Source organism: Chitinophaga sp. YR573 (assembly GCF_900110995.1).
Classification (GTDB): domain Bacteria; phylum Bacteroidota; class Bacteroidia; order Chitinophagales; family Chitinophagaceae; genus Chitinophaga.
In genome coordinates, this window is the sequence record NZ_FOJF01000002.1 from 1,094,571 (window position 1) to 1,107,392 (window position 12,822).

At 39.5% G+C, this 12,822-nt stretch carries 12 protein-coding genes; 6 read left to right on the forward strand and 6 right to left on the reverse strand.

Features of this window, described 5'->3' with window-relative positions; genetic code table 11:
- Positions 1–10: 10 nt before the first annotated feature.
- Together BMW86_RS24275 and BMW86_RS24280 are read right to left on the reverse strand one after the other, a co-directional pair.
- Positions 11–1,552, reverse strand: a complete 1,542-nt coding sequence (locus BMW86_RS24275; RefSeq protein ID WP_089785791.1) for a carboxylesterase/lipase family protein — start codon at positions 1,550–1,552, stop codon at positions 11–13.
- Positions 1,553–1,637: 85 nt separating this feature from the next.
- Complete coding sequence (locus tag BMW86_RS24280; RefSeq protein WP_089784837.1) at positions 1,638–2,087, reverse strand: SRPBCC family protein; 450 nt, start codon at positions 2,085–2,087, stop codon at positions 1,638–1,640.
- A gap of 173 nt (positions 2,088–2,260) precedes the next feature.
- On the opposite strand from BMW86_RS24280, the gene BMW86_RS24285 reads away from it, so the two are divergent.
- The 4 genes from BMW86_RS24285 (at position 2,261) to BMW86_RS24300 (ending at position 7,014) form a co-directional block, all read left to right on the forward strand.
- Positions 2,261–3,103 carry a hypothetical protein gene (locus BMW86_RS24285; RefSeq protein ID WP_089784838.1) on the forward strand — a complete coding sequence of 281 codons (843 nt, stop codon included), beginning with the start codon at positions 2,261–2,263 and terminating at the stop codon, positions 3,101–3,103.
- Positions 3,104–3,150: 47 nt separating this feature from the next.
- Positions 3,151–4,059, forward strand: coding sequence for an SMP-30/gluconolactonase/LRE family protein (locus BMW86_RS24290; protein ID WP_089784839.1), 909 nt, complete (start codon positions 3,151–3,153; stop codon positions 4,057–4,059).
- Between the two features lie 44 nt (positions 4,060–4,103).
- Positions 4,104–4,937 (forward strand): tetratricopeptide repeat protein, encoded by an 834-nt coding sequence (locus tag BMW86_RS24295; RefSeq protein WP_089784840.1) that lies wholly within the window; start codon positions 4,104–4,106, stop codon positions 4,935–4,937.
- Between the two features lie 442 nt (positions 4,938–5,379).
- The gene (locus BMW86_RS24300) at positions 5,380–7,014 is read left to right on the forward strand and encodes an AAA family ATPase (protein ID WP_089784843.1); all 1,635 of its coding nucleotides are present in this window, start codon (positions 5,380–5,382) and stop codon (positions 7,012–7,014) included.
- A gap of 76 nt (positions 7,015–7,090) precedes the next feature.
- On the opposite strand, the gene BMW86_RS24305 is transcribed toward BMW86_RS24300, so the two are convergent.
- Positions 7,091–7,927, reverse strand: a complete 837-nt coding sequence (locus tag BMW86_RS24305; protein WP_089784846.1) for an ankyrin repeat domain-containing protein — start codon at positions 7,925–7,927, stop codon at positions 7,091–7,093.
- Positions 7,928–8,123: 196 nt separating this feature from the next.
- On the opposite strand from BMW86_RS24305, the gene BMW86_RS24310 reads away from it, so the two are divergent.
- Positions 8,124–8,519 carry a nuclear transport factor 2 family protein gene (locus BMW86_RS24310; protein WP_089784848.1) on the forward strand — a complete coding sequence of 132 codons (396 nt, stop codon included), beginning with the start codon at positions 8,124–8,126 and terminating at the stop codon, positions 8,517–8,519.
- Positions 8,520–8,606: 87 nt separating this feature from the next.
- Here the strand turns inward: BMW86_RS24310 and BMW86_RS24315 are convergent, their stop codons facing one another.
- The gene (locus BMW86_RS24315; protein ID WP_089784850.1) at positions 8,607–9,185 is read right to left on the reverse strand and encodes a cupin domain-containing protein; all 579 of its coding nucleotides are present in this window, start codon (positions 9,183–9,185) and stop codon (positions 8,607–8,609) included.
- A gap of 231 nt (positions 9,186–9,416) precedes the next feature.
- Complete coding sequence (locus BMW86_RS24320; protein WP_089784852.1) at positions 9,417–9,710, reverse strand: hypothetical protein; 294 nt, start codon at positions 9,708–9,710, stop codon at positions 9,417–9,419.
- A gap of 363 nt (positions 9,711–10,073) precedes the next feature.
- Between BMW86_RS24320 and BMW86_RS24325 the strand changes: the two genes are divergently transcribed.
- The gene (locus BMW86_RS24325) at positions 10,074–11,111 is read left to right on the forward strand and encodes a DUF6266 family protein (protein ID WP_143056684.1); all 1,038 of its coding nucleotides are present in this window, start codon (positions 10,074–10,076) and stop codon (positions 11,109–11,111) included.
- Between the two features lie 122 nt (positions 11,112–11,233).
- Here BMW86_RS24325 and BMW86_RS24330 read toward each other — a convergent pair whose 3' ends face one another.
- Positions 11,234–12,769, reverse strand: a complete 1,536-nt coding sequence (locus BMW86_RS24330) for a sulfatase-like hydrolase/transferase (RefSeq protein WP_089784856.1) — start codon at positions 12,767–12,769, stop codon at positions 11,234–11,236.
- Between the last annotated feature and the right edge of the window lie 53 nt (positions 12,770–12,822).

Consider the following 12,822-nt stretch of genomic DNA (forward strand, 5'->3'; position numbering starts at 1 on the left):
GAGGAGTTCGTTATTTTTTTGTACCAGTTAAAGCTACCCGTGGATCTTTCTCAAAAAAACCAAAAGACGGCATGGCCGGGAGAGGTTTTACTTTTATCTGGTCTCCCAATTCAAGCACCTTTGTCCCCTGAGCAATGAACCGGGGCCAATCAGGCAGATTCTTACCATTAGGATCACCTGTCGCCGCGAAATTGACCCAGTAGGAACTCATGTCTTTGCTCAGCGTCTCGTCCCAGGCCTCAAATGGCCGGTCCCATTTGTGCAGGTTATGAAATGCATAGGCTCCCTGCGAACCGTGGAAAGCGCCATAATAGGGTTGACCGGGAGCGCCACGCCTGAAGTAATAGAAGTATACCTTAGATTGTCCTTTTTGAGACTGAAGCTTGGCCCAGATATAACTTTCCCAGGCAAATGTCAGATCACGGGATATATGTTGCTGTGACTGTGCGGCCTCTTCATCGTTTCCTGCCGGGTAAATCCGTAGGAAGGTATCAGCGCTGCTGCCGAATTTTCTTTTTGCTTCTGCAATAAAGGTAGCTGCCGGCAAGGGAGCTTCTTCCATGAAGCCGTCCCCCTCATTATAGCCTATCAACAGATCCACATCGTTTTGTTTTCCCTGCAGGAAGATATTGATCTGCCTATCAGGTAAGACGTAACCATCGATCAGAGGAGGCCGCCTTGGGTTATTCTCCAATAATTTGTCTGCTGGGATGGCTCGCATTTCTGCTGTGGTATGTGCAGATAGTTTGTTCATCGTAGTGAGTCCTTCCTGTTCTGCATCTTTCAGCTGAGGAGTAACTTCTGGCTTAAACGATGAGCCACTTTCTGAAATCACTCTTCTGAACAACCCTTTCGCCAACGGAGAGACTACCATAACCTGAATAGAGCAGGAACCTGCAGAGCCACCTTGAGCCGTGATATTGTCCGGGTCGCCTCCAAAGGAGGTTATATTCTCTTTCACCCATTTAAGCGCGGCTATCTGGTCAAGGATGCCATAATTGCCAGATACGTGGTGGGGTGATTCCGCAGACAACTCCGGATGCGCCAGGAATCCGAAAATACCCAGCCGGTAATTAATGGATACTACAACTACACCTTTTTTAGCCAGCTCTTCGCCGTTTAATAGTGCTATAGAACCGGAACCGGCAGTAAAACCACCACCATGTATGACAACAATCACCGGCCTTTTTTTACCATTCAGCTGAGCGGGTGCCCAAATATTTAAATACAGGCAATCTTCGCTGATCTGTCCTTCTTTTGGTATCAGTATCTCCGGACCATAAGCATTCGACGGTATAGGAGGCATTTGCATGGCATTGGGGCCAAACACTGTGCATTTACGCACACCTTCCCAGGGTGTCACAGGTTGTGGCTCCTTCCAGCGTAGGTTACCTACCGGTGGTGCTGCGTATGGTATCCCCTTAAATACATGTATATCTCCTCCGGAGCCTTGTACCAGACCGGCCGTTGTACGTACTATCAGGCTGTCAACGGCACTATATGCAGCTACATTGACAATAAGAAAGAAACAGGTAAATAGCGCTTTTTTCATTTCCTCTGGGATGGTTATTTCAAAGATAAAAATATACTTCATTCCTTCTCTTTGAAATTACATCAAGGAAATTTGATTTAAAGAATTACATATCAGGAATATTTGGTTCAACTAACTTAATCAGTTTTTCCAGGGATTCCTGCCAACCTAAATAACACATTTCTGCAGGTATAACAGCCGGAATATCTTCCTGCAAAATCTTTATTTCTGTACCAACCGAAACTTTTTGTAACCAGACAGAGGTTGTTATTTCACCGGGAAGGTTGGGATCATCAAATTTATCAGTGTATTTTAAAAACTCATTGGGTTTAATCTCGAGATATTCCCCACCAAATGAATGACTACCACCGGTCGAAAAATTATGAAATGACATTTTATAAGTTCCATTCACTTGTACATTTAATGAATGGACAGTACAAAGATAGCCATATGGAGGCAGCCAGGATGCGAGTGCATTTGCATCAGTAAACGCCTTGTAAACCTTTTCAGGTGATGCTTTTATAACCCTGTGTAATGAAACATTGTTTTTAGACATAACATTTTATTTTAAGTGGTTTTAAGTGTTGTCCATCGTTTTACAAAACTATTATTTCGAGAGAGAACTTTTGTAGTGCGAAAGCGACATTTAAGAGGGGTGTTTGAGACAATCTGTATGATGTATTATTACAAAAGGATATTGACTATCTTTGAAAGCAATTATCCCAACCTATGCGTTATATAAAAACTGCTGTTTTATTTTGCTACCTCTTTCCACTGGTTGGCAAAGCACAGACTGTAAAAGAATATACAATGGAAACACTTTTCCAGCTGGATGAAGCTGATATTCCATTATACAAGCCTGATGTTAAATATAAGCAGGTAGTTGCTTCTGCTCATTATTATAAAAGTGATGGCCATCTGGCCCTGGAAGACTCGCTGATCACAAAACTTGATACTTGCGGCCGTTTTGTGTACATCCAATCGGTTATGCCTTTGGGAAGTCAAACCAGGGTGTCTTCTTCTACATTTTCATATGCCAATAACACAGTGAGTGTGGAGAATGGAAGAAATATTAACTCTGGCCCAAAGGAAATTTACGAACTGGATGCAAAAGGCAGAATACTGACGAAGAGCTCATTACAGGCTGTTGGTACCAGGATATTAGATCGCCATGTTAGTTATACCCATAATGGAAGAATTTCTTATTTGCACAGTACCAGAGATGGAGGTATTGTCGAAAAGAAAGTTTACCAGCTGACAAAGAAAGGAAAGGTGGAGAAATGTGAGGAATATGGTCGTGATACTACTGTGGTAAATAAAGCAATTGATTATACCTATAATGAAAAAGATCAGTTGATCTTTATGGTAACGAAATTCAAAGGCATGATGGGGGGAGGTATTCCCTATACGTTTACCTATAATGAAAAGGGATTAATTGCATCACTCAAAAAAGGAGACATGGCAGGATTTACCTATACCTACGTTTATGATGCAACAGGAGAGTGGACGAGAATGGAGTGTCAGTTGAATGGTGAGAAGTATTTTTATGTGAACAGATCTTATATCAGGTAGTATGCCATAATCTGGCCTGCAGTTATTACCTTTCTATAAATAATCATATGAACATAACCCGCACTTTAATATTACTTTGTTTAATTCTTGCAGTGACAGGAGCCAGGGTAGCTGGTCAGCAGTCACCTGCAATCAGGGTAGTTGCGCCAGGCGCTGAACTAAAAAAGCTGCCTGAGAAATTTGCTTTTTCAGAAGGTCCGGCTGTTAATAAAAAGGGAGATATTTACTTTACTGATCAGCCTAATGATAAGATATGGCGTTACGATAGAAACGGTAAGCTATCCTTATTTATGGATAAGACCGGCCGTTCAAACGGCTTATATTTTGATCAGCAAGGTAACCTCATTTCATGTGCTGATGAAAAAAATGAGCTATGGTCTATTAGCCCGGACAAAAAGGTGACAGTGTTGCTTAGTCATTTTGAAGGCAAACGCCTGAACGGGCCTAACGATCTATGGATTGACCCCAAAGGAGGTATCTACTTCACTGATCCTTATTACCAGCGTGAATACTGGGACCGTAAACAGCCTGATATTTCCGGTCAGAAAGTATATTACCTGCCCAAGGGAAAAAGTGAGGCCATCATAGTTGAAGATAGTATTGTAAAACCTAATGGCATTGTAGGGACACCGGATGGCAAATATCTGTATGTAGCCGATATACAGGCAAATAAGACCTATCGTTATGAGATTAATGGTGATGGTAGCCTGAAAGGTCGCAGGGAGTTCGTTCCCCAGGGATCTGATGGGATGACGCTGGATAATGAAGGTAATCTGTATATTACCGGAAAGGGTGTGACTGTGTACAACAGCAATGGTGAAAAGCTGGGAAATATACCGGTTCCGTCAAACTGGACCGGCAATGTCTGTTTTGGCGGGAAGGATCGGCAAACATTGTTCATTACCGCATCTGAAGCTGTATACACATTGCAGATGCAGGTAAGAGGTGTGGAGTAAGCGTTTGCGAGTACTTCTTATCTATGACATTATTAACTACAAATATGAAATTCTATATTCTGTGTCTATTGTTGTTCTCTAATAGTTTATTTGCTCAATCACTTCTTGAATTCAATAAGAGTTACATTGAGTGTGAAGATAGATGGATTGCATATCCCGGTAAGGATAGCTCTTATACTTTTGGCTTTGTATATATAGACCCGCAAGCAGGACCAACGATGCATTATGGAGGTGATTTTAAAATTACGACAGATGGGAAATTTCAGCTTGGTCCCGGGATTAAAATTGATGGAACGCTTAAAGTACGATTAATACCTGGTGGCAGGCAGGTTGCAATAATACCGGAAAGTAAACTATCAGAATTAAAATTGCCTGTTATACCAGATTGGCTGAATAATTATAAATCTGATACGACGTCTGCGAAGCATTTATATACCTGGGGATATATTTATAATGAATGGGATAAGCCGGAATTAGCGCTTTCTTTCTTAGAGAGGGCAATGCAGATAGAGCCTGGGTATAAAGATCTTGTATCAGAACTGGCATATTCTTATAATGCCACCAAACAATACGAGAAAGCTTTTACGCTACTCGATAATGTTAAAGAGAAAACTTGCTATGTTTACAAGGAGTTCACTTATGCGTTAATAAAACTTGAGCGTCTGCAGGAGGCAACTACCAGTTGCTCAAAAGCTATGTCTGATTGTAATGATAAAAAAATGAAAGCCGAAATCGCCTATAATATAGCCTTTGAATATTTCAAAAGAAAGGATAAGTCTAATTATCAGATATGGGCAAATGAAACAAAAAAATGGGCTGAACCCAATGACTTTTTCTTCACAAATATTGAAAAACTGGATAAAAAAATATTGGATTGAAGCTATTCTTTTTTATAATTTGTTTGTCTATGACATATTTTGAGGCTCCGTCTTTTGCAGGGATATTGAAATAGATTTCATATAATTCTCTGTGTAAGATGGAACAGAACGCCTAAATTTTATTTATAATAATTTTGATATTACTATATTTGCGACTCTTACTCTTGGGTAAGGGATTAACGGAAATTGTAGGAACAGTATTAAATCCTTTCTGGATTTAGTATTTAGGATGAGAAGATCTTTTTACATAAGTCATTAATAATAAACGATTTATCAGAGCTTATATGACATTCCTGTTATCATTATGGTATTAAGGGATGCAAGAGGTCGCTGGTTCGAATCCAGTCGTCCCGACTTAAAAAAGGCCAACTGATTACAGTTGGCCTTTTTGGTTTTAATCTGCTCACATCATTTCCTTATAGAAATATATTATTTTTTAAATATGCAAATTACCAAACTTGAGCTCAGAAACTTTAAGCGGTTTACAGATTTGACGATTGATAACATACCATCAACTTCAAAACTAGTATTGCTAATTGGTTCTAATGGTTCAGGGAAATCATCTGTCTTTGATGGTTTGGATTTTGTCAGGCAGCGAATAACCGTTGACAAAGAGTTTATTCTTATTGACGACACTGATTTTGGGCCTTATTATAGTAAAAACAAACTTACACCTGAAGTTAATGTAACTTTTTCTAATGGAAGTCGAATAGGACTACCTACTGGTGCATCTGAAAATATATCAGGGACTGTTACTCAAAAAATGATAGGGCGGTCAAGTATACGTATTGTTCCAAGAATTACAGACACTGGAGATAGTAAGCATATTAAGTCTAATACGGATGCCCCAAAATCATTCATTGATGTAGATGATCGATTTGTTAATGATATTTCAATGTATATCCAGCAGATTGATAATGCACTTAGAGAACCTGTGTTTAGTGGTAAATCTGCGGATACACTGAAAATATTTCAGGACTTTATTCAGCCGTTGAATATTTCATTAATAAATATTTTAGGAGGAGATGCATCAACGACAATTCAGATTGCAGAATTTGAAAACCCTAGTCCACAGAGTAGTGGTACATTGATATTCCGGAAAGGAAATTCTAAAATAAAATATGATCTTTTAAGTCATGGTGAAAAGCAGGTTGTTATTCTTCTTTTAAACTTTATAGTAAGAAAAGAGTACTATAAAGATGCCATTATTTACATTGATGAGATGGACTGTCATCTTAATACATCTCTTCAATCGAGACTGCTTGCTGAGATTGTGAATGTTTGGATTCCTGATAATGCTCAGTTATGGACGGCTTCTCACGCTTTAGGTTTTATTGATTTTGCAAGGAATGCAGACAATGCTTCTATTGTTGATTTGGATTTACTGAATTTTGATATCCCTCAGGTTATACTACCAGAACCCAAGGAAAGCATGGAAGTATATGAAATTGCGTTACCTAAAGAAACAATGAAAAATATCCTGAAAGGATATAAACTAGTAATAGCCGAAAATCAGAATGACAAACATTATAACCTGGCATTAAATGAGGCAGGATATTTTTTTCTGCCTGCAAATGATAGTAGAGAAGTATTTTTAACGATAAAAGGAGATACAAGTAAACTTGGTTTAAGAGATAGAGATTACTTAAAGGATACTGAAATAACTGCTATTCAGGCTAAATTTCCAAATTTGAGGATACTCAAGTATTATGCATTTGAAAATTATATTTATCATCCGGATAATTTGGCAGAATTAGGGTGGAGTGGATATAATAAAGAGATGTATGTAGAGGAAATCATTGAACAAAAAAAAAGGAACCTTCTTCAAATTGCAGCTAAGATTGCCGTTGCCCGTCAAAGTTATATTGAGTTTAAAGAAGGTATAAAAAACGATACAGACATCTCGATGATTTTATCATCTTTAGAAAGCAATGATTTCGATTCCTTCTATCCTTTTTTTAGTATGAAAAGTTATTATAACAAAACTTATTTGCGACAGTTTAGTTATAGCATAAGTGATTTGGTAAAAACTAAGTGGTTTAAATCGAATCTGACCAATTTATTAAATAAGGAGTAATTATTGAGTTTGGAATTGTACTGGTTTGAATCTAGCCCCGATAAAAAGCTCTCATTACACTACGAAAAATTGAATCTTAATATTTCAAAAGATATTCCGGATCACCTTCATGTTCATTTCTTACATCCTCCGGAATAGGGTACTTCCAATAATCCAATCCCTGAATTTGCAGAAAACGGACTACTTCCATTTTAATTTTATATTCCTCAGAATCTAATGAGAATTGAAGCATCCGAAGAAAATCCAGAATGTTCAATTCTCCTATATTTATTGGAGAACCATAACTATTAAGTATTTGTCGTGTATTTTCATCCAGAGCAATAGTTTTTGCTGAAAATTTCAGGTTATTAAAATCAGCGCCATGATCGATCAGATATTTAGCCATTTCTATATCATAGTTAACAAAAGCTTCTGCTAATGGAGTCACCATCGAGCCATTAGTCAAATTAACATCTGCTCCATTTTCTGCAAGTATTTTTACATTATCCCACAGATGATAAGAAACTGCGGCCAGCAATGGTGTTTGATTTTGATAACCTAGCTCGCTCTCTGATAAAGGATTGGGATTAGCTCCATATTTTAAAAGTAGTTCTAGAAATCTTGAAGTCGACCCTTCTTTAGCAGCATCAATAATAGGTAAAGGAAAAGGGTTGGTATAAAGGGTGGGAGTATCTTGCCAATTAGGGGCCGCGCCTAATTCTAACAGTTTCTCAAAGGAATTTATCTTTCCACTAAAAATACACCAATTAAGCAAACTTACTCCATGAAAAGGATCAGCATAGTCCAGATTCATATTCTCTTCTTTTACAAGCCTTTCCATAGTTTCCAAATCTTCCTTCCCGGCAGCCTTCATCAGTTTCCTGTAATTTCCGGTATAAATATTTGGTGTTCTTATTAGATGACCTTTTGGCATAATTGTAATCTATCTATGAATGATTTTACAAAGCTATATTACATGTATGCAGTCTTTTTGCGCAGTAAAGCAAAGGCAAAAAATGGATAGTACAATTTTAGGATGTCAGTTACCCTAATGTCAATATCCGTACTTTTGTTCTTCACAAACTTGCTTGCCACTTAATCAACCCGATCAATAATTAAATTATAAATAAATGAAGACAACAAATAATGAAGAACAAATACGTGAAGCCCTAAATGCGCATTGGCATGCGTCGGCAGCCGGTGATGCAAATGCGGAACATGATATTTACGATGACGACGCCATCTGTGATTATCCACAGTCTGGCGAACGAATCCTCGGACGTAGCAATTTGCAGGCCTTGCGGAGTCATCATCCGGGTAAGCCGTCAGGCTTCAATATAAAGCGAATTCTCGGCAAAGGCGATCTCTGGATAACAGAATACACAATCACCTACCAGGAGCAACGAGCATACACTGTGAGCATTATGGAGTTTCGCAATGGTAAGGTCATCCATGAGACGCAGTATTTCGCAGATGCTTTCGAGGCGCCGGCCTGGCGAAGTCAATGGGTTCAGCAGATGGTGTGACACAGCATTTGTTACAGGCGCGATTTGTTAATTAGGTGTTTACAGTACATAATTTTCATCACTCTTTATTGCGTTCATGCTGGAATGTTACCATTTCGAATAAGTAAGTGGCGGTCCTACTAATTTTAGTCCATACTCGTGAAAGAATTTGTCCTTTTCTTCGTCTGTCTTAATATTCTTGCTTGCACCCTCGCTGATTTTTTTAAACATTGCTTCCATTTTACCAGCGGGCTGATAAAACATCAATATTTTGGCTTCTCCTTTGCCAACTTTTGCGAAAGCGTGAGGCACCATCCTGGGGCCAAAAACAGTGTCGCCCGCTTTGGCGGTAAAGGTTTCTTCACCTACTTTAAATAAAAACTCTCCTTTGAGTATATACCAAAATTCATCCTGTTCGTAATGCAAATGAAAGGAAGGGCCACCTTCTTTTACCCTTGTTGACTCAAATACATATACATCCCCATCAGTGTCAGTGGTAGACACCTTTGTGTAAAAGGTGTCTCCTGTAAATAAAGATATAGGCTTACCGAAGCGGTCTTCTCCAGAGACAACTTTAATGGCTTTATTTCCTCTATCTTTCTTATCATTTTTTGCCATAGCAGCAAAGGGAGTAGTCAGGGACCCAGCGGCTGCTAAAATAATTTTCAGAAATGAATTGCGTTTCATAAAGATTATTGTTTAATAAGGAAAATGTCTGCTTGTGAAATGACGAACAACGTCCGGCATTGAAAATATTTACTTATTATATGAATAAATATATCGAAGAATGTAGTGAATCCCTCCGGAAATATTGCATTAGCTATAGGTTATATGTCTAAGCTGATGAATTTCTGTTAAGTCATACAAAAAGTGGTTAGGAATTTGTCCTGTTGTCCCAACAAAAAATGAAAAGAGTCTTCAAGTCGTTGGATTTTTTTTCGCAACATGTAATGTCGTTTGCTGGTTGGTATGTACAACATTGGAGTATACGAAGTTCTGATTCAAGTTGTCTTTCCAAAGTAAAGATCCGTCTTTGGAATCAAGCGCGAGCAATTGTACCAGTCCGCCTATAAATATTGCATCCCGGTAATGTACACTTACATAGTAAGTTTTTTTTGTGCTGTTCCTGGCGGTGACAGTAAATGTTTTTACTGTTCTGAAATCTTTAGTAACACTACTAAGAGGCTCAATTCTAACGCCTTTAAATGCCAATATAAATAGAAGTGAATCTTCTTTTGCTGGTAATTGGTTTTAGAGCGTGTTAGAGAAGTGTTCGGGAAGTGTTCGGGAAGTGTTGTAGAATTGACCGGTGGTAGATAGTTGGTTGATCATTGGTAAGAGGGGGGCTGGTAGTCTCCAGCCGATCAAACCCCGACCAACCAACGATCAACTAACTATCAAAGGGCGATCTACCTATAGAGACTTCCCGAACGCTCTTCGAACAGTCACTCCTCAAACTGAAAATTCTGTTAAATTCCGGATCTGTGTAGATAAATTACACGCATTGGTTTAATTTCGCATAACGAACTGAAGGAAGGAAAGGGCCCTTTCCAGTTGTTGAAAAACACCTCCACTTTGTCGCAATTAGCTACAGTTAACCCTGATTTAACCCACGTAGCACAATTATTAGTAAAATTTAAAAACAACAACATCAGAACACAATTAAAAAGACCGTTCGGTGGCTTTTCAGGCAAAGATCAGCGCTATAAGTTTGGCCTGGTTACCCGTCTGTTAGGATACATTAGTGACCTGATAGAGATAAGCCTCCAGGAGCATAAAGTATCAGCATCTGCTATGGCTTATAATCTCAAATATGCAGTGACAGGTGTATCACCTGATTTTAGTATCAATTTGCCTCAGTTATCTTTTAACCGTGGGAAGTTTGGTCCTGAAAGTATTGCTGCTGAAGGGTTAGCAGGCGCTAAAGTTAAATTTACATGGACAAATTTTAAAATACATTTAATGGCACGTTTAAAGAATGGCATTTTTTGGGGCATACAGGGAGTTGTAGGCAACCTGGAAGGGTACATACTCAATGGCAAATATATTGTCCGTAGCCGTCGCCGTAAGAGTACAAAGCCACCCTCAGAAAAGCAGCTGGCATGCCGGAAAAGGCTGGCGGTAGTAAATAAATTTTTGAGTGGATTTATTCCATATGTGCAGGTTGGTTTTGCTTATACCGGTGCAGAAAAAGGCTATACCGGATATCATGCGGCGACCGGTTACCAGATTAAACAAGCACTTACCGGACAGTATCCAGACTATATCATAGATTATACAAAAGTAAGGCTCACGGAGGGGCCAATGAGTAATGAGAATATTAATGCTGCTGTTGTCCGGCAGAATAACTACTTAGTATTTAGCTGGACGGCAGATCTGAGTTATAAACATAGCAGTGATCGTGTGATGCTACTAGCATATGCGCCCGCATTAAATGAAGCAGTTTACACGTTATGCGGAGCGAAAAGAATGGATGGTCGTGACGTATTATTATTGCCTGATAGTAGCTGGAAGGAAAAAGTGATAGAAATCTACCTCTCATTTGTGACCGAAGACCGCAAGCAATGTACTAATAGTTTATATCTTGGTCAGATGTTCACCGGTGTTTACTAACTGTTTTTTGTTAAATTACTATAGAGCTATGTACGATTGGCAGAAGGAGTTTATACCGTAATTATAAAATGTAAAAGAGCTTTCAACCCCAAAGATTTGAAAGCTCTTTTAATTAGAAATGATTAAGCCGTAATATTATCCAGCTGTGGTTCCTGAACATTTTCAGTTTCCTTGGATGTCAGCACCCTCAGCTTAGCTATTTCCAGTTGATGCAATTGTTTTTGCAGCTCTGTCCGGACTTCTCTATACGCAGGATCATATGCCAGGTTGGTATATTCAGAAGGATCATTTACCAGATCATACAGCTCATACTGGTTGTAATAAGCGCCCGCCGCATCAAAATAATAAGTAAACTTCCATTTCTCCGTACGGATACACCGGATACGATTGGCTGCATTTACTACAGACCACTGATTGTTGGAACCTGCCTTTGTATCATCATAAGTAAATAATATACTATCCTGTACAGGAGTGCCATCCTGCATGATTGGCAACAGGCTGGTACCTGCAAGTCCTGCAGGAGGGTTTGATACATTGGCAATCTCCATAAACGTAGGCATGATATCTACCAGCGTAGCCAGGGCCATTGATTGCTGAATAGGGTGACCTGAAAATAAAACAGGGTTGGATATGACGAGTGGAACCCTCAATGCTTCTTCATAAGCCACAAAGGTTTTCTGCCGCAGTCCCCCATGTGCAAGTCCCATTTCTCCATGGTCTGAGGTAAAGGTGACGATAGCAGATTCAGCCAGACCGCTAGCATACAATTCTTTGATCAGGTTACCGATCTCTTTGTCAACCAGGGTTAACAGAGATCCATAAAAATTTATGTAATCTAACTTTTGTTCAATGGTAGGCAAAGCTCCTAATGAAGTATCCATCCCTAATAAGATTTGTTCCTGTGCCATTGGTTTTTTATTGGCCAGTAAATGCTCATTCACGGTGTCGGGCAATCCGATTTCCCTTCCCGACCAGCTATCAGAATGATATCCTGAGGTTCCTGCTGTTTTAGGATAAGCCAATACATCATGGGGATTCACCAGCGATACGATGAGGCAATAGGGTTTGTGGTTGCCTGCTGCCCTTTCCGCTTTTACCCCCTGCAGGTATTTGATCGCTTCTGCCACATACCTGGCGTCATGGTTGGCAAATCCTCCACCAAAATTTAAGGGATTCACATCTTCTCCTGCATCCGGCGCTACCCAACCCATGGCACCAAACAAAGAAATATCCGCAGGTGTCAGGTTATCGTAATTGGTCACGGCACCGTTGCCTGCAACACCTTTACTCATGTGCCATTTACCACGGTACTGCACATCATATCCTTCATTCCAGAGCACATTCATTATGTTTGGCAACGATGTACTGAGAGTTGGTTCCGAAGGTGATAAGGGACCACCTATAGTCAGTGTTTGGGAAACCTTATGTTTAGCCGGATAAATTCCTGTAAATAAAGTTGTCCGGCTGGGTGAGCACATACAGGTATTACAGAAAGCCCTGTCGAAACTGAAACCGTTCTTTTTGAGAAAGGTAAGCGTGGGGAGATTTTCCTCCTCCCATCCCGGTGGGAAATGTTGAGTAGCCCGTTGCTCGTCAGTAATGATGAGGATGATGTCTGGCTGTTTGCCAAGTTGTGCTAATTTCTTTTTGAGGTCCATGGTTTAATGTGTTTTTTGAGGAATATCAGTTACTCCACTTATTAACTGAATAT